This is a genomic window from Candidatus Binatia bacterium (genome assembly GCA_036493895.1).
Classification (GTDB): Bacteria; Desulfobacterota; Binatia; order UBA1149; family CAITLU01; genus DATNBU01.
In genome coordinates, this window is the sequence record DASXOZ010000081.1 from 82019 (window position 1) to 99178 (window position 17160).

General features: G+C 68.7%; 12 protein-coding genes. 8 read left to right on the top strand and 4 right to left on the bottom strand.

Going from position 1 to position 17160, the window contains the following annotated elements; translation table 11 throughout:
• The first annotated feature begins 65 nt into the window (after positions 1-65).
• Positions 66-2030, top strand: coding sequence for a DUF255 domain-containing protein (locus VGK20_19410; protein ID HEY2776218.1), 1965 nt, complete (start codon positions 66-68; stop codon positions 2028-2030).
• Positions 2031-2093: 63 nt separating this feature from the next.
• Here VGK20_19410 and arsS read toward each other — a convergent pair whose 3' ends face one another.
• Together arsS and VGK20_19420 are read right to left on the bottom strand one after the other, a co-directional pair.
• Positions 2094-3125, bottom strand: coding sequence for an arsenosugar biosynthesis radical SAM (seleno)protein ArsS (gene arsS, locus VGK20_19415; GenBank protein HEY2776219.1), 1032 nt, complete (start codon positions 3123-3125; stop codon positions 2094-2096).
• Complete coding sequence (locus tag VGK20_19420) at positions 3122-3685, bottom strand: FxLYD domain-containing protein (protein ID HEY2776220.1); 564 nt, start codon at positions 3683-3685, stop codon at positions 3122-3124. Before VGK20_19420 ends, arsS begins: the two co-directional genes overlap by 4 nt.
• Positions 3686-3969: 284 nt before the next feature.
• Here VGK20_19420 and VGK20_19425 point away from each other — a divergent pair, with 284 nt between their 5' ends.
• The 3 genes from VGK20_19425 to VGK20_19435 all read left to right on the top strand — a co-directional run bounded on the left by VGK20_19425 (position 3970) and on the right by VGK20_19435 (position 9238).
• Positions 3970-4518: a hypothetical protein gene (locus tag VGK20_19425; GenBank protein HEY2776221.1), complete on the top strand. Its 549-nt coding sequence runs from the start codon at positions 3970-3972 to the stop codon at positions 4516-4518.
• Positions 4515-6629 carry a hypothetical protein gene (locus VGK20_19430; GenBank protein ID HEY2776222.1) on the top strand — a complete coding sequence of 705 codons (2115 nt, stop codon included), beginning with the start codon at positions 4515-4517 and terminating at the stop codon, positions 6627-6629. Before VGK20_19425 ends, VGK20_19430 begins: the two co-directional genes overlap by 4 nt.
• Before the next feature lie 95 nt (positions 6630-6724).
• Positions 6725-9238, top strand: a complete 2514-nt coding sequence (locus VGK20_19435; GenBank protein HEY2776223.1) for an ATP-binding protein — start codon at positions 6725-6727, stop codon at positions 9236-9238.
• Here the strand turns inward: VGK20_19435 and VGK20_19440 are convergent.
• Both VGK20_19440 and VGK20_19445 read right to left on the bottom strand, forming a co-directional pair.
• Positions 9213-11348 (bottom strand): hypothetical protein, encoded by a 2136-nt coding sequence (locus VGK20_19440; protein HEY2776224.1) that lies wholly within the window; start codon positions 11346-11348, stop codon positions 9213-9215. The genes VGK20_19435 and VGK20_19440 overlap by 26 nt on opposite strands.
• A 1-nt stretch (position 11349) precedes the next feature.
• Complete coding sequence (locus tag VGK20_19445; protein HEY2776225.1) at positions 11350-12804, bottom strand: sulfatase; 1455 nt, start codon at positions 12802-12804, stop codon at positions 11350-11352.
• 254 nt (positions 12805-13058) lie between these two features.
• Here VGK20_19445 and VGK20_19450 point away from each other — a divergent pair, with 254 nt between their 5' ends.
• From VGK20_19450 to VGK20_19465, 4 genes are read left to right on the top strand one after another with little or no spacing between them, the layout of a single operon-like run.
• Entirely contained in the window at positions 13059-13805 is a 747-nt protein-coding gene (locus tag VGK20_19450; protein HEY2776226.1) for a glycosyltransferase family 2 protein, read from the top strand.
• A complete protein-coding gene (locus VGK20_19455; GenBank protein HEY2776227.1) occupies positions 13802-14191 on the top strand; it encodes a DUF2304 domain-containing protein in 390 nt (129 codons plus the stop codon). Before VGK20_19450 ends, VGK20_19455 begins: the two co-directional genes overlap by 4 nt.
• Entirely contained in the window at positions 14178-15074 is an 897-nt protein-coding gene (locus VGK20_19460) for a class I SAM-dependent methyltransferase (GenBank protein HEY2776228.1), read from the top strand. The genes VGK20_19455 and VGK20_19460 overlap by 14 nt, the downstream gene beginning before the upstream one ends.
• Positions 15071-17158 carry a hypothetical protein gene (locus VGK20_19465; protein ID HEY2776229.1) on the top strand — a complete coding sequence of 696 codons (2088 nt, stop codon included), beginning with the start codon at positions 15071-15073 and terminating at the stop codon, positions 17156-17158. Before VGK20_19460 ends, VGK20_19465 begins: the two co-directional genes overlap by 4 nt.
• Positions 17159-17160: the final 2 nt, after the last annotated feature.

The following is a 17160-nucleotide window of genomic DNA, read 5'->3' on the forward strand; positions in this document are numbered from 1 at the left end:
ACCACACCGGGCGTGAGCTAGATCGCTGGATGACGCCGCGCCGCCGACGGTGCGGCGTCCCCGCGATGCTGCACGACCAGGCAACGAGACGAGCTCCGTGCGCGGCGCGCATCGTCGCTGCAGCGGCGCTGCTGCTGCCGGCGTGCCAGTCGCACGCTCCCGCGCCGCCGGCGCGCCTGTGCAAGGCTCCCGCGGCGCTGCCGGGCTCGGTGCCGTTTCCCGATTCCGTCCGCTCGGCGCTCGACTCGACGCCGGTGCCAGAGGAGGCGGCGCCAGTGCCTGGTACCGCGGCGCCGGCATCCGATGACGCAGCGCCCGGAGACCACGCCGCCTGCAATCGCCTCGCGCTGGAGCCGGGCGCATTTGCGCGCCAGCACGCCCTGGACGCGATCGACTGGCGGTCCTGGTCGCCCGAAACCCTCGCGGAGGCCGCTTCGCTCAAGAGGCCGCTGCTCGTCGTAACCGGTTTTGCGGCGTGCGCGGCGTGCGGCTTCGCCGACGATCCGTCTCTCTTCGATTCCCGCGTGGTCACCGCGATCAACGCGCATTTCGTTCCCGTGCTCGTCGACCGCGACGAGCGGCCGGACGTGGACGCGTACCTGATGCTCGCGACCGAAGTGGTCACCGGCCAGGCGGGCTGGCCTGCCGCCGTGTTCCTGCAGAGTGACGCGAAACCGTTCGACGCGCTGTCGTGGGGTGCGGCGGCCACCAGCGAAAAGAAGTTGTCGCGCTTCGCGGTCGAGGTGGTGCGCCGCATCGAGCTCGGCGGCGGCGTCATCGCCGACCGCGCCGAAGGCACGATGGAAAAGCTCGCGCGGCGCGCGGCTCTCGATACGACGGGACCGGTTCCGGCGGCGGCAGAGGTGGCGACCGCGCTGCGCGGCTACGTCGCGAAGTCGCTGGACGCGGCATCGGCGAGTTTTCCGCCGCCGCCGCTGTTCCCACGCGCCCCGCTGCTGGATTTCCTGCTGCGCTCGGCCGCGGGCGAAGCAGCCGACGGTGGCCGCACGGCGGCCGAAGCCGTTCTTGCCGGGCTGCGCGTCAGCGCGCTCGACGACGCGGTCGGAGGCGGCTTTTTCCGCTACGCCCGCAAAGCCGGGTGGCAGGAACCGTCGCACGAGAAGCTGCTCGCCGACAATGCTGCGCTCGCGAGCGCTTACCTCGAAGCGGCCGCCGCCACCGGCCGCGAGGATTTGCGCGCGGCGGCTGCGTCGATTCTCGATTTCCTGCTCCAGGACCTGCGCACCGATGGCGGAGCTTTTGCCGCATCCATCGACGCGCGAAGCCGCGACGCGGCGGGAGAGCCCTGCGACGGCTGCTACTACGCCGGACTCGACGACGAGCGCGCTGCGGCGCTCGCCTCCCCGGACGCACGCGAGAAAGACAGACAGAAACGTGCCTCGGTCGCCGCTCCCGCGCGCAACGATGTCGTGCTTGCCGATGCGAACGCACTGGCGATCTCGGCGCTCGTGCGCGGCGCAGCGGTGCTCGCCCAGCCTCGCTACCTGGACGCCGCGAAGGCTGCAGCCTCTTTCCTCGACGCGAAGCTGCGCGCCGGCGGCCGCGTGAAGCACTGCATCCACGGCGACGGCCGCTCGTGCGCAGCGGGGTATCTTGCCGACCAGGCACTGGTCGCGCTCGCGTTCGTCGACCTCGACGCTGCGTCCAGGGACAACGGCAAGTGGCTCCAGGCTGCACGGGCGATTGCCGATGCGCTTCCCCGCGATTTCGAGCACTCCGGCAGCGGAGGCTTCTTCCAGACGGCGGCCGACGCCGAGCAGCTTCCGCTTCGCCTCGTTCCGGCTTTCGACGGCGCCGTTGCCAGCGGGAACTCGGCGGCGGCCCTGCTCTACACGAGGCTCGCGCAGGTCACGGGCGACGCCGCATACGCCGACACTGCGCGCCGCACGATCGGGGGACTGTCGGTCGTGCTCACGTTGCGCCCGCTCGAGCTTCCGCAGCTGGCGCTGGCGCTGGAGAACCTGGAAAACGCAGGCGCCGCGCCGCGGCGCGCGAACGATGCGAAATGAGCGGCGCAGGTCAACAAAAGCCCGCGAGTCGCGAGCCGGTTGCCTGAATCCGAGATCGGATCTTCAGCCGGCCAGCGCGCCGCCGCAGCTCGATCCCGCGCCCGCGGTGCATCCGTAGCAGTGCCGCGCCGTCTGGATCGACGTGCAGGCCAGCTCGTCGAACGAGTCGATCGACCACAGGGTCTGGGGCCGTTTTTCGCGCAGCAGCGGGATTTCGTCCATCTGGTGGAAGTCGCAGTCGTGAAGGCTGCCGTTGTACGCGACGCTCACCATGTCGCGGCACATCAGCCCCGCGACCGTCGCCGCATTGAAGTGCGCGACGAGCAGGCTCATGTAGCGCGCGTCATCGCCGCTTCGCGCAAGCATCTCGGCGAAGCGCTTGAGCGGGAGGTTCGCGAGCGTCAGCAGGCGGTGGAAGCGCACGCCGAAGAGACGGTCGAGCTCCTCGTGGTACTTCGATTCCAGCGTCGACTGCTCCGGCGGAAGGAAAGCGCCGAGGGGGTTGTAGATGAGATCGAGCGTGAGAGGCGAGCCGGGCTGCCCGAACCCGACAGAGTTGAGCAGCCGCAGCGCCGCGATGCTTTTGTCGAAGACGCCTCGGCCTCTTTGCTGGTCGACGTTCTCGGCGGTGTAGCACGGAAGCGAGCACACCAGGCCCACCTGGTTGTCGCTGTAAATGCGAGGCAGATCCTCCATCCCGGGCTCGAACAGCACGGTGAGATTGCAGCGCACGAGCACGCGCTTGCCGAGCGCGCGTGAGCCCTCGACGAGCCTCTGGAACGAGGGACAAAGCTCCGGTGCGCCGCCGGTGAGGTCGACGGTACGGACGCCGCTCGAGGCCGCGACGAGCTCGAGCACGCGCCGTGCGGTGGCCTCGGTCATGATTTCCGTGCGTTTCGGACCCGCTTCGACGTGGCAGTGGTGGCAGGCCTGGTTGCAGAGCTTGCCTACGTTGACCTGCACCGTCGAAAGCGACGTGCGCACCAGCGGCCACAGGCCGCTTCGGGCAAGCGTCGCGGCGAAATCGGGCTCCGACTGCACGTCGCGATCCGCGGCGGGAGTCGCGGCAAGAGTCGCAGTCGGGCCTTCGCTCACTTCCCGTCCTCGTGCACCTCGGTAACGCGCACCCTCTGGTTCTTGAACTTCGGAACTTCGTCGTGGAAGAAGACCATGCGGTAGCTGTCGGTGCCGCCTGCGGGAATCGCCTTCACTTCTTCCGGATGCGTGTTGCCTTCTTCGTCCGGCCTCATGCCTTCGGCGCTGCGATTGTAGCCTTCGACGTCCTGGAGAATCTTGCCGTTTTCGTCGAGCAGCTCGTAGCGCAGCACCACGTAGCGCACCGGCCTCCTGCTCTTGTTGCGAAGCTCGCCGCTCATCACGAACACGCTGCCCTCGGAGAACGCCGGCGCCGGAGCGCTGCTGAGGAAAAGCTCGGACAGGTTGTCCCACGAAGATTTGGTCGACGTGATCTCGATCTGCGACGGATCGGCCGCACCCGCTTTTGCGGCAGCAGGCTTCGCGTCGGTCTTTGCAGCAGCGGCCCCGGCCGCAGGCTTGGGTGCCGATGGCGCCGGCGAGGAGTTCTCGCCCGCGCCGCAGCGCGACGGCAGCGCGACGACGCCCGTCATCACCAGCGCGGCGGCCAGTGCGCGCAACGGGCGAACGCTCCGCGGCCGGGTTGCGCGCCGACCTGCGTGCATTTTCATCGAATCCGAACATCGGTCGGCCTGCATCGGACTGAACGACAATTCAGCCTTTTTGGCGCGTTGCAGCGCGATCATTGACAATGACGGCGCTGCCGGAGCAGGTTGTCTTGCGCCCAGTCGGGTGCCATGAATGCAGCGGTCAGGGGGTGTCATTGGCCAGCTCATTTTCAGGCCCGGAACATAGCGTCGGGCGCGGGGTCTCGCGAGCGGCGCGGCGGACCCGCTTCGCCGTCGTGGTGATCGCCGTGGCCGCTGCGGCCGCCATCGGGGTCGCTGCCGCGCGAGCCGGATCCTGCCGCGTGCTCGTCGCGCTCGGCTCCGTCGACATCGAGCCGTCTCCGGCCGGAATGTCGCTGCGGGTCTCGGGGAACTGGGAATTCGACAACATCATCCAGGTCGCCACCGGCCTTGCGTTCAACGTGCTGCTGGTGCGAGGCGACAATTTCGTACGCTACCGCTACCCGGACCAGACGTTCTCGGGAGAGCTCGCAGGGCTCGCCTCTTCGATCGACGCCGGCATCGACGGCAAGGAGATCCTCAGCGTCGAGTCTGCGGGAGCGACCGAGCCGGCGGCGCGCTGGGTGACGCTCGAGGCCGAGCGCATGAAGCTGACGAGCCCGGTTCTTTCGGGCGACGGACCGATCAGCATCGTCGCCTACATCGTCCTCGACGGCGATTACATGTCGCCGATCATCAGCAACACGATCACGCGCCCGATCGAATTGCCGGTGATCGATCCGAACCAGGGCGGCGATCCGGGTGGCACGGTGACGACGCGATGAGCGGCCAAGCGACACGTCGTGGCCGCGCGACGCGTGTCGCGCTCGTCTCGTGTATTGCGCTTGCCACGGCGGCGCTCTGCGTCGGTGCCAGCCCGGGACGCGCCCGCGCGGGCGATCTTTGCGCGTCGCTTCCACCGGTGTTCGACGGCGATCCCTGCGATCCGGCCAACGGCCCTTATCCGATGCTGCCCGGCCTTCCGCTGGTGCTGCCGATCAAGGGTCCGTCGGGACGCTGGTCCGACGGCCCGCCGACGATCTCGACAGGCTTTACCGGCGACGTCGATCTCGCGGTGCGCATCGGATCTTTCCCGACGGTGACGCAGATTCCGCCTCCGGCCGGAAGCACCGACAATCCGACGCTGCTCCAGAACACTGCCGGCGGCGGAGGCAACAGCCAGGGCAACGCCGTCACGTTCACGACGTTCGTCACCGACGGGCCGGGAACCTTTCCGTACGGCGCGCCTCTGGCGGGACTGGACCAGAGGCCGGTCGCGGTGTTCGCGTACGCCGACCTCGACGGCGACGGCGTCATCGGCCCCACCGACGCCGACGGCACCCTCGACAACCAGGTCGAGGCGCAGGAAGCGGTGGGACACGTCGGGCGCCAGGTCGGCCAGATTTCCACCGACCGTTTCTCGAGCCAGCTTGCGGTGCGCCTCGGAGCGCCGGCGAGCATCGGCGGGCTGCGCGTCGTGCTCGTCGCCGGCATGTACACCGGCGACGATCCGAACCAGCTCTGGTCCGACCGCACGCCGATCTTCACGAGCTGGCCGTTCTTCCCGCCGCTCGATCCGCTGCAGGTCGCTTTTCTTGCCGAGGCCAACCCGCCGGATCCGAACGGTCCGAACATCCTGTTCTACCAGCCGTCGGAGTTCCTGCTGACCGATCCTTCCGAGCCCGGTCTCGTCGAAGCGTTCGCGGTTCACGCCGACGGTAGCAACCCGTCCACCGACCAGTTCGTTTCGATCAGCGGGCCGGCCGTCGGCGTGCAGATGTTCCGCGACGTCAATCCGGCCACGTTCACGCCGTCGTCGCGCACCATCGTTCGCCCGGCACCCGCCGTCACCGGTCCCGACCGGCGCCTGGTGCAAGCGGCAGGAGAAATCGCCGTTCCATCGGGAAACACGGTGCAGCTGCGGCTGCTGCCGGTCGATTCCCTCGGAAACATCGCTGATCCGGATCCTTCTGGTGTACCCGCCAGGCTGCGCGCCGAAGGCGGGCTGCGCATCCTTTCGCCGGATGCCGACGGCGATCCTTACGCCGAGACTCTCAACATCGATTCGGCGCGCGGCACGACCGTCGTGATCGGTACCGACGGCGTCGTCGGTCGCGCGCGCGTGACGCTGTTCGATCCTCCGCCGGCCGTGCCGACGGGCCTCGACCAGGCGCTCGTGTTCGTGACTCCGAGCGGCAACGTCGACGCGGACGACGACGGGGTTCCCGACGACGGCGACGGCGACGGCATCATCGGCGATCATCCGTGCACTGCCGCCAAGATCCTCAGCCACACGCCGTGCGACGACAACTGCCCGACCGTCGTCAATCCCTCGCAGAACGACAGCGACGGCGACGGGCAGGGCAACTGCTGCGACGGTACCTGCGTGCTCAACGACTCCGAAGCCGGCTGCAGCGAATGTCCGCAGTCGGCGTCGCGGTTCCAGGGGATCACGACGCGTGCGCGCATGACGATCCAGCCTCGCGCCGGCATCAAGCCCGACGGGTTCCGCCTGAGAACCACGCTGATGCTGCAGAATGGCGAGACGATCTCGCCCGACATCGAGCAGGTGGAGATCGCCGTGGCCGAAGGCGACCAGCTCCACTACTTCGCGCAGCTGCCGGGAGTGTTCCACCTGGTAAACGGTGCGCCGTCATGGAGCTTCGAGGACACGTCCGGCAGCTTTGCCGGCATCCTCAAGGCCGAGCTGAAGACGACGAAGGACGGCGTCAAGGCGAGCTTCCTTGCGCGCCAGCTGAACCTCGTCACGACCCAGCCGGCGCAGGCGCTGCCGAACGGCCTCGTCGTCGCCGTCACCATCGGGGACGACACCTTCACCCGGCACGTCAAGTGCTCGTCCTCGCTGCAGGCGGTGCGCTGCAAGAGCACGAACTGACGGCCCGCCGCGTTCGCCCACGACATGCGCCGGGCGGCCGGCGACGCTGCCCGCGTGCGTCGATGCTTCGGCCCCGTGTATAGTTGCGCCTTGCGATGACCCAGAGCGCCGACGCGAGCAGTCCGACCGGCCCCGCCTCCCGCACCGCAGGCAGGCGGCTGTTCGCGCCCGGCTACGTTCGCGTCGCCGCCTTGGCGGCGGCGCTGGTCGTGGTCTCCGTCTGCGGCTTCGACTCGGTGCGCGGGCTCGGCCGCCCGTTCCCCGGATTCTTCGTCTGGGAGAACCTGTTCGTTCCGGCCATCGGTGCCTCCTCGTGGAGCGGCGTGCGCTCGGGGCTTCCTTACCAGTCGTGGGTGCTGACTGCGGACGGCCGCGACGTTCGCACGGCCGCCGACCTCGAAGGCGTGCTGCACGACAAGCGTGTCGGCGACATCGTCCGCTACGAAGTGCAGAAGAACGGCCAGAGGACGATCGTCAACGTGCCGGTCGAGACGTTCACGCTTCGCCATTACGTCGAGAGCACCGGGATCTTCCTCTTCGACGCGCTCGCGTTGATGACGCTGGCGGTCGTGATGCTCTACCTGAAGCCGGTCGGTGCCGACTCGGCATCGCTGTCTGCATTCGCGACGGCGCTGGCCCTGTTCCTGGCGACGGCGATCGATCTGTTCGGCCCTTATCTTTTCCGGCGCGCGTATTTTTTCTTTGCGGCCGCCGCACCGACGACGGCGTTCGTCGTGCTCAGCTTTTTTCCCATCCGCAGGCAGCGCCGCGCGTGGGAGACGCCGGTGCTTGCGCTGCTCGCGGTGCTGTCGGTCGCGTTCGGAGTCGCCTCGAACGCGACGTTTTTCGGAAACCGCGACGCGCTGCTGCTTCTCGACCGCCTGTTCCACGTCTACCTGGCCTCGGCGATCCTCGGCTCGATGCTGTTCTTCTCGTGGAACTTCGCGACGACGCGCGACCAGAACGTGCGGCAAAGGACCAAGGTCGTGCTGTTGTCGAGCCTGGGTGCTTTCCTGCCCGTGCTTGCGCTCGTGGCCGTGTACGCCGGTTTTGTCGACATCCCGTTCAACGTGCTGACGGTGTTCTTCGTCGCGTTCCCTGCGGGCATCGGTTACGCGATCGCGCAGCACGACCTCTTCGACGTCGACCGCCTGATCAAGCGCGCGATGGCGTACCTGCTGCTGAGCGCCGCGGTGATCGTCAGCTACGGCCTGGTGATCTCGCTGCTGGAGGCCCTGTTCGAGAACATGACCGGCGCCGCGCAGCGCCTGACGTCCGGCCTGATCGTGCTCGTGCTGCTGACGCTGCTCAATCCGAGCCGCGACCGCCTGCAGGCCCTCGTCGACCGCCTCTACGACCGCCGTCGCTACGAGTACCGCGACGTCGTGCGCAACGCTTCGAGGCGCTTCAGCTCCATCCTGGACTTCGAAGCGCTGGTTCGAAGCTCGCTCGAGCTGATCGACGAGACGGTGCAGCCGCTGTCGGCCGAGCTCGTCACCGTCGCAAGCGACGGCGTGCCGGTGCGGCGCGGCGCGCTGCTGTATCGCGAAGGTCCCGGGTCGCCGGGGACGATCGTGGTCGCCGACGCTGCCGTCCCGGAGCTCGCGGCCGTCGTCGACGAGCTGCGCAGCGCCGATTTCTTCGCCGGCTCCATCGCACCCGGCAGCGGGCGTGACGGAGCGGTCGAGCGCGTGCTCGCGACGGGCATGCACCTGGAAGGGCGCGAGACGGGTTTCCTCGTCGTCGGTCGAAAGCGCGCCGGCGGCTATCACACCGGAGACGATGCCGAGCTTTTGCGCACCATTTCGGACCAGCTCGCCGTCGCGCTCGAGAATGCGCAGGCCTACGACACGATCGGGCGCCTCAACGTCGATCTCGGAGCGAAAGCTGCGGCTCTCGAGGAAGCCAACCGCGAGCTGCGCGACGCCCAGGACCAGCTGATCCGCGCCGAGCGCCTTGCCGCCATCGGCGAGCTTTCGGGAGCCGTCGCCCACGCGATGCGCAACCCGCTGGCCGCGATCAAGATGGCGGCCGATTTCGGCAGCATGGAGTTCAGCGAGCAGGCGGCCGGCGAGAATTTCCGCGACATCAGCTCGGAAGCCGGCCGTCTCGAAAAACGCATTCGCGACCTGCTCGATTTCTCGCGGCCGTTCGAGCCGAGGCCCGAGCGGCTCGACCTTCACGCGCTGGTTTCGCGCGCCGTCGACGTTTCGCGAGGCAGGGCTGCGCAAAAAGGCATCCAGCTCGCGCTGGATGGCGAGCCCGTCGGCGTGCACGTCGATGGAGCGTTGTTCGAGCAGGTCGTCGTCGAGCTTCTCGCCAACGCGATCGACGCATCACCCGAGCGTGCCCGCGTCGAAGTGGTCACCGGAGGGGGCGGTGCGTCGGCCAACGGCAGTGCGTGGTTCTCGGTGACCGATCACGGCTCGGGCATCGCCGAAGAGAAAAAACCCCGCATCTTCGAGCTGTTCTTCACGACGAAAAAAGCCGGTACGGGCTTCGGTCTGGCCACCGTCAAGAAAATCGTCGACCGTCACCGTGGCAGGATCGAAGTCGACAGCGCCGACGGCGGCGGCACGCGCTTCACGATCCACGTGCCTCGCGCCTGAGCGGCGCCGGCGCGCCTCGACGCAGGCCGAGCAATGCGAGGAACAGTGCGGCGGCGACGCTGATCATCGCGCCGATCGCGAACGACGCCGGCTCGTAGACGAGCTCGACGATCGAGCGGCCCTCGGGAACCTCGACGCCCTGCACGAGGCCGTCGACGCGCCAGATCCTGGCCGGCGCACCCCCGACGCGGGCTTTCCACCCCGGCAGGTCGCTCTGGCTGAGGACGACGAGGGAGCGATCGGCGACGGTGGTCCGAAGCACGATCCGGCCTGGAACCGCTTCGAGCACATCGACGTTCGACGAAGAGTCGGGCGCGCTGGCCGTCGGAGCTTCTTCGCCATCGCCGCAGGAGACGAGCGCGACTTCGGCCGGATCCGGATCTGCGCGGTGCAGGCTGCGCTCGATCTGCGCGGCGGTGCCGCATTGCGCATCTGCCGCCAGCCGGTAGCGCGGGAGGGCGTCGGGCCTGCGCAGAACGCGCACGTCGTCCGTCTCGAGCACGGTTCGGTAGAAGGCGAGATCGACGGGCGGGGCGAAGGCGCCGTCACGCCTGGCCTGCACGACATAGCCGCACGAAAGAACCGGCAGAGTCTTGTCGCCCGCGTCGAGCAGCCCGCGTCGCAGCGTCGTCTCTTCTTCGACGAGGCCCGTCGCCTCGGCCAGCGCGGACCAGAGATAAGGCCCGGCGCCGTGCACCGCGGGCACTTCGAACTGGCTCGGATAGTCGCCGAGAAGAAAGGAAGGATCGCGCTTCTCGAAGAACGAGCGTGTCGTCAGCACCCGGGATTCCGGGTCGATCGCACCTGCTGTTTGCGGCGTCGCGCCGGAAGTATCGACGCCCGGCGGATTGCCGATCGCGAGCAGGACGTGGCCGGACCACAGCGTCAGTGTCGTCGCCACGACGGCTACGCCAACGACCGCCAGTGGCCAGCGTGCGCCGCGTCCTGCACGGTCGAGCAGGCGCTGCATGCCGAGCGCTGCCAGCGCTGCGATCGCGAACGAGACTTCGACGAGGTGCTTGAACGGGTGGCGAAACGCACTGGCCACCGGAAGATGCCAGGCCCAGCCGCTCACCGGCGTCGCGTTGCCGATCGCGAGCAGGTAGCCGGTGCCGAGCACGGCGCAGAAAAACAGGGAGCGGCGCGATCTCCCGATGCCGGCAACGGCCGCAAGGATGGCAATGGCGCCGAAGCGGTACGCCGGCAGTGGAGGAAACTCCATGCCGCTGCCGGGGGCCGGCATCACCCACGACGTGAACATCCAGGCCGAGGCGGGAAGCGACTGGAAGACCTCGAGGGACAAGGAGCCCGGCCGCCGCGACAGCGATTGCAACTCGAGCGCCGGGATGAGCTGCACGGCGGCAAGCGCGAGGCCGCCGGCGTAGATCGCCGCGACGGTGCCGAGCGCTGCGAGCATGCGGCCGCGACGCGCGAGAGCCAGCGCGAAGAGCACGGCGAGGATTGCCGTGTAGAGACTGATCTCCGGATACCCCGCCAGCCACTGCAGGGCCACGGCCAGCGCGCCTGCGGAGATCCACGCGCGGCGTCGCGGATCGTCGGTGGCGGCACGCTGGACGCAGGCGAGCACCAGCGGAAGCCAGACGGCGGCGTTCTGCATCTGGATGTAGAACGCCGCCAGCCACTGCATCGTGCCGCTGCATCCGAACAGCAGGCCTCCGAACAGCGCGGCAGCGACATCGACGTGAAGCCCGCGCAGCAACACGAACATGAACACGGCACCGAGCGCCGCGTGAACGGCCGCGACGATATCCATGACGCGAAGCGCGGATGTCGCCGGCGCCTGCGCGGGGCTTCCGTCCGCGGTTCTCGCCGGTGCCGCGGCGAGAACGTACGCGAGATTGAACGGATACGCGGCGCCTGCCGTCGTGTCGGCGAGCAGCGGCATGCCCGCCCGTTTGAACGGATTCCACAGCGGAAAGTGACCGGTCTTCCACTGGCGCGCGGCCTCGATGCGCAGCGGGGCCGCGCCGTCGAGGTTGTCGTGGTGAGCGGTAAGCGACAGCGTTCCGACGAGCGACGGCTGGTACACGACCCCGACGCATGCGAGGAGCGCGAATGCGGCGGCAACGCTCGAAGCGGTCGCTTTCATTTCAGTCGGCGTACCCGAGGGCTTTCAGGCCGCTCAGCTTTTCGGCGTCCGCGTTGGTCGCCGTCTTCGGACCTTTGAGCGTGGCGCCGAACGCCCACGTCTTCGGTACGCCGGCCGGATCGGGATCCTGCTGGCAGAGGCGAAGCAGCGAGCGCGGCGCCTCGCCGTCTTCGTTCCAGACCTTGATCGTCAGCTCGTCGGGATCCGCGGCGAGGTCGTAACGGCGAAGCTCGGCGCGGCAGTCGCCCGGACGCACGCCGATCGCCCATTTCCGGTTGTTCTGGATCGCGGCGCGCCACTGGTCGCCGCCGTCGCGGGCAGGAAACGAGGCCTCGGTATAGATGATGCGCGAAGCATCGAGGCCGCGTCCGCTGCGAAGGTCCACGTCGGGCGTCGACGGCAGCGGCGGCGCCCCCGCAGCCGCGAGGATCGTCGGCGCGACGTCGAGGCCGCTCGTCGGCAGGTCGCTGCGACCGCTTTGGACGCCGGGCCCGCGCAGCATCAGCGGTACCCTGGTCATCGTGTCGTAAACCTGCACCGCGTGCCGGAACCAGTCCTCGTGGTCCATCAGGCTTTCGCCGTGATCTGCCGTCAGGATCGTCAGCGTCGAATCGCCGCCGAGTCGCTGGTCGACGCCCTCGAGAAGACGGCCGACCTGCGAATCCACGTACGCGATCTCCTCGTCGTACGCGTCGACGTAAGCGAGCCCGTCGTCGACGTCCGGCTCGCGCTCGTACGGGAGGATGCGCGAAACGTCGATCGGGAGCGGGGAATCGTGATGGAAGCGCCGCGGCCAGTCGTCGGGCGGGTGGTAGGGACCGTGCGGGTCCATGTAGTGCACCCACAGCAGCAGCGGGCGCGACGGGTCCCTCGGTTTGTCGAGCCACGCCAGGACGGCGTCGGTAGTGCGTGCGGCATCGCGCTCGTAGGTGTTGCCGCGATACTTCTCTTTCTCGTCGACGAAGTCGTCGTAGTAGCCGAAGCGCGAGCCGATGCCGCTGGTTTCGGTCGTCAGCATCATGTTCGAGACGAAACCCGCGCTCTGCCATGCGGGAGGCATCAGCTCCGGCAGGATCTTCTGACCCTGGGGCAGGAGCTGGATGAGCTGTCGCACGCCGTGCTGCTGCGGAAGCAGGCCCGTCAGCAGGCTGACGACGCTCGGAGTCGTCGATGCCTCGGCCGACCAGCAGTGCGTGTACAGACGACCCTTCGCGAACCAGCGGTCGATGTTCGGCGTGGTCGCGCGCCCGTAGCCGTAGAGACCGACGTGGTCGGCGCGAAGAGTGTCGATCGTGACGAGGACGACGCTTTTCGTCTGTGCCGGGTGGCAGGAGCACGCGAAGACCGCCGCCGCGACAACGAGGGCGACGCGCCGTGTCGCTGCGACCAGGCGGCCACACGACGATCGCGGCGCGCGGCGGAGCAGCCGCCAGGAGCAGATCGGGCTTCCGGCCATCGCGCGAGTATACGGTCCCCGTCGCCGGTGCGCGATTGCAGCGGTCGGGGTTCGCGGCGCACGTTCGCCTGCGCGGGCCGTTTGCGCGGCGCTGCGGCAGCCCGCTTGAGCGCTCTGCGGATGCGGTGGGCAAAGCGACCGCTGCGATGGTATCGTAAGCCGGTTACGGGCAAGGCGGCTCGCCCGGCTCCGGCCAGCGCCGGTCGTGACGCCGCGACTGCCGGCGAGACCGCCACTCCGGCAACGACGAAGCCATGCGCAAGCTCATCATCATCCCGGCGTGGAACGAGGCCCGCTCGATCGCCGACGTCGTCGCGCGCTGCCGCCGCGAGGCGGGTGGCTTCGACGTTCTCGTGATCGACGACGGCTCCGGCGACGCTACCGCGTCGCTGGCGGCAAGCGCCGGTGCGGCCGTCGTCTCGCATCCGTTCAATATCCGCTACGGCGCCGCGCTGCAGACCGGCTACCTCTACGCCCTGCGCCACGGCTACGACCTCGTCGTGCAGATCGACGCCGACGGACAGCACGACCCGGCCGACGCGTCGGTGCTGGCCGCGCCCATTCTTGCCGGCACGGCCGACCTCGTCGTCGGATCGCGTTTCCACGCAGCGTCGACTTATGAAATGCCGCCTCTTCGAAGACTCGGCAGCGCGTGGTTCCGTACCCTCGTGCGGACCCTCGTCGGACTCGAGCTGAGTGATCCGACCTCCGGCCTCCAGGCCCTGTCGCGCGGAGTCCTCGAGCTCTACGCCACCGATTCCTTTCCCCTCGACTATCCGGACGCCGACGTGCTCGTGCTCGCTGCGCGCAGCGGCTTTCGCATAGTCGACGTGCCGGCCAACATGCGCTCGGCAGCGGGCTCGCCGTCGATGCACGCGGGCATCGGCGTGCTGTACTACGTCTACAAGATGACGCTGTCGGTCGTCATGAACGCGATTCGCCCGGTGACGGTCCGGCGCCGCGACACGCGGGATGCGGCCGGCCGCGCAGAGGCGGCATGACCGAGGAACAGCTTCGCAACCTGCTGCTTGCCGAGTCCGACACGACGGCCGTGCGCGTGGTTGCACTGATGGTGGCGCTCGCGCTTTTCGCCGCCGTCTTCGAAGCGGTGCGGCGCCGTCGTCTTTCCGAAAGCCTGACGCCGATCTGGCTTACCTGCGCCCTGGCCGTGCTCGTGCTCGCCATCGACCTCAAGCTGCTCGAGAGGATGACGGGCCTCATCGGAGCGTGGACGCCGAGCTCGACGGTATTTTTCTTCGCGCTGCTGTTCCTGCTCGCGATCGCGCTGTCGTACGGTGTCGTGCTCACCCGGCTCGGCCGCCAGGTGACGCGGCTGACCCAGGAAATCGCCATGCTGCGCGCAAGGCTGCGCGATGACGGCGACTGACGCTGCCGCGGCCACTGTTCCATGCCCGCTGTGCGGCGATCCCGGGCAACGCCGCACGCGCTACGCGCTCTCCGCGTTCGACGTCGTCGAGTGCCCGCGCTGCGGCGGGCTGCAGCGGGACCCTCTTCCCGGGCCCGCGGAAATGGCCGGGTATTACAGCGATCCCCGTTACATCGACGGCAGTTACTTCGACGTCGATGACGGCGGAGTCGAGGCGCGGATCTTCTCGGAGACTCTCGGTGCGCTCGCGACGCGCAGGACCTCCTTGCAGCTTGCGCCGACGGGCCGTCTTCTGGATGTCGGAGCGGGATCGGGAGCCTTCCTGCGTATGGCCATGCACAGAAGCTGGGATGCCCAGGGCGTCGAGCTTTCGCCGGAGCTCGCGGCAAGGGCCGCGGCAACCAGCGCCGCCGTTGTCGTCTGCGGCGATTTCGAGACCGCTGCGCTTCCGTCTTCGAGCTACGACGCGATCACGATGTGGGACGTGCTCGAGCATACGATCGACCCGGGCCGGGTGCTCGATCGCGCCCGCGCACTGCTCGCCGACCGCGGCGTTCTCGTCGTGCTGACCATCGATGCCGCCAGCCTCTTCAACGTCGTCGCCGACCTCGCCTGGCGCGCGAGCGCGCATCTGGTCAAGTCTCCGCTCGAGCTGCTCTACGACAAGAGGCACAACCATTACTTCACCGGGGCGAGCCTTTCGGTGCTGCTCGGCCGCCACGGGTTTCGCGTCGAGCAGAGTCGAAGCCATCGCGCGCACCTCGGCCGCTGGCTGAGCGAGCCCGCGCCGGCCGCCGTCGTCGCCGGAGGTGCAATTCTCGATGCGCTGTCGGTGCCGCTGCGGCGCTGCTATCGCCAGCTCCTGTTCTGCGTGGGCGCATGATCGAAGAGATTGCGGTACAGCCGCCCGGGCCGCGCCGCCGCGGGCGCGCGCTGCTGGTGGCATGCGCTCTGGTCGTCGCGGTGCCGGTGTGGTGGTCGTGGCCGCTGGCTCTCCACCTGAAGACCCACACGCTGGTGCGTGAGCCTGCCGCGCCGGCCCTCGATGCCGCGAGCCTGTCCCACGCCGACTGGGACCTCATCCTGGCCAACGACCAGAACCTTTCGCTGTGGGGAGCGTCGGCCAATGCGCGGGCGCTGCTGCACGCAGACCTTGGCACCTTGCTCACCCAGGGTCAGTGCTACCCGACGCCCGACTCGACGATGCTCGGCGAGCACATGTTCGAGCTCGGCGTGCTGGCCGCGCCGTGGTGGGTCCTGACGCACGATCCGGTGGCCACCTACAATCTCGCGCTGCTGACGGCGCTGCTGGTTGCCGCCAGCGGAATGTTCCTGTTCGTCGAGCGCCACACGGCGAGCACGGCGGCGGCGATCGTCGGCGCCGTCGCATTCGCGCTGGCGGTGCCGCGAATCTCCGACCTTCCGTATCATCCGGCCGTCGTCGGCACCGAGTGGATTCCGTGGGTACTGTGGGCTTTCGACGCCGCGCTCGACGGAAAGCATCGCGGCCCTGCGCTGGTGCTGATGGGAATCACGCTCGCGCTGGCGATGCTCGTCGGATCCTATCCGCTGGTCGCGATCGGCATCGTCGGCGGTGCCTACGGAACCGTGGACATCGGCGTGCGCTGGTATCGCGGCCGTCTCGCGCTTCGAACCATCGTCGAATGCGTCGTCGCCGCATTGCCGGCATTCGTGCTGACCGGCGCGCTGCTGCTGCGCTACGCCGCCGTCCAGCGCGAGTGGATGCTGCCGCCGATCGCCGCGCCGAAATTCTTCGTCGATCTGCCGGATTACCTGCCGGGCGGACTGATGTCGCCGGGACTGGCGGCGCTGGCGGGCGTCACCCTGCTGGCAGCGCTTTGGCGCGGCGCGGGCGGACGTGCCATTGCGGGCCTCATCGCCGCGACGCTGGCCGCGGCCTTGATTGCGACCCGCGTCGAGCTCGGCGGGCAGCCGGTGAGCGTCTACGAATCGCTCGCGCGCGTCGTGCCGCTTCTCGATTTCGTCCGCGCGCCGGGCAAGGCCGCGCTGGCCGTCTGCTTCGGGATCCAGGCGCTCGGAGCGATCGGCTGGAGCCGCTGCTTCGAGAGAATGCAGGGGCGCAGTGTCGCGGCGCTCGCCGCCATTCTGGTCGCGATCACCTGCCTCGAGATCCGTCCGCCGGCGTTCGCGAGCGTCGTCCTCGGCAGCGGCGCACCGGTGCAGCTTCGCGAAGTGGCACCCGAGCGCAGCCGCATCGATGCAATGGCCGCCGTGCTGACGAGCTCACTCGATCCAAGACCCGTGCTCGACCTGCCGACCGGTCGCATGGTCAAGGCCCCCGTTGCCCTGCTCGACGCCGCGTACCACGGCCATGCGACGTCGGCCTGCTACAATTCCCTGATTCCTCCGGTGATGCGCCAGGTCTACGCGCTCGCCGACCGCAGCCACAGCCGCGAAGGCGTCGACGAGCTGGCCGCCGCAGGCTTCGGCTTCGTGATCGAAAGGGCACTGCACTCGGCGGCCGCGCTTTCGCCGATGTCGTTTCCCGCGCCCGCGCGACTTCTGACGTTCGAGGAAGGAATGGCGATCTGGGGCCTGCCCCAGCCGATCCTGGTGCACCGCGATCCGTCGAAGCTCGCGCTCGTCGTGACCGGCGGCTCGACGCGAAGCACAGCGTTTGCACCCGATCCTCCGTTCGAGCTCGACGTCGAGGTGACCAACCGCAGCGATGCCGTGTGGGCTTTGCCGCAGCCGGTCGCGCCGGTGGTTGCCGACGTCGAGATGCACGGCGAAGGCGGCGCCGAGTTCCATTCCCAGGCCCGTGGGGTACTTCCGCTCGCCCTTGCCGGCGGGGCGACGACGCGATTTCCGCTGGTGATGCCGGAGGCCCCGGCCGCCGGCAGCTGGAAAGCGACTGTGCGGATCGAAGGCTTGCCGCAGATCAGCGTCGCCCCGGATTTTCGATGGACGGACGAAGAGCGCTGACT

Bases quoted from the DNA above. Each gene is read 5' to 3' on its own strand.
- VGK20_19410 (HEY2776218.1), top strand. From the start codon at position 66: ATGCTGCACGACCAGGCAACGAGACGAGCTCCGTGCGCGGCGCGCATC.
- VGK20_19430 (HEY2776222.1), top strand. From the start codon at position 4,515: ATGAGCGGCCAAGCGACACGTCGTGGCCGCGCGACGCGTGTCGCGCTC.
- VGK20_19465 (HEY2776229.1), top strand. From the start codon at position 15,071: ATGATCGAAGAGATTGCGGTACAGCCGCCCGGGCCGCGCCGCCGCGGG.
- VGK20_19440 (HEY2776224.1), bottom strand. From the start codon at position 11,348: ATGAAAGCGACCGCTTCGAGCGTTGCCGCCGCATTCGCGCTCCTCGCA.
- VGK20_19460 (HEY2776228.1), top strand. From the start codon at position 14,178: ATGACGGCGACTGACGCTGCCGCGGCCACTGTTCCATGCCCGCTGTGC.
- VGK20_19445 (HEY2776225.1), bottom strand. From the start codon at position 12,804: ATGGCCGGAAGCCCGATCTGCTCCTGGCGGCTGCTCCGCCGCGCGCCG.
- VGK20_19435 (HEY2776223.1), top strand. From the start codon at position 6,725: ATGACCCAGAGCGCCGACGCGAGCAGTCCGACCGGCCCCGCCTCCCGC.
- VGK20_19455 (HEY2776227.1), top strand. From the start codon at position 13,802: ATGACCGAGGAACAGCTTCGCAACCTGCTGCTTGCCGAGTCCGACACG.
- VGK20_19450 (HEY2776226.1), top strand. From the start codon at position 13,059: ATGCGCAAGCTCATCATCATCCCGGCGTGGAACGAGGCCCGCTCGATC.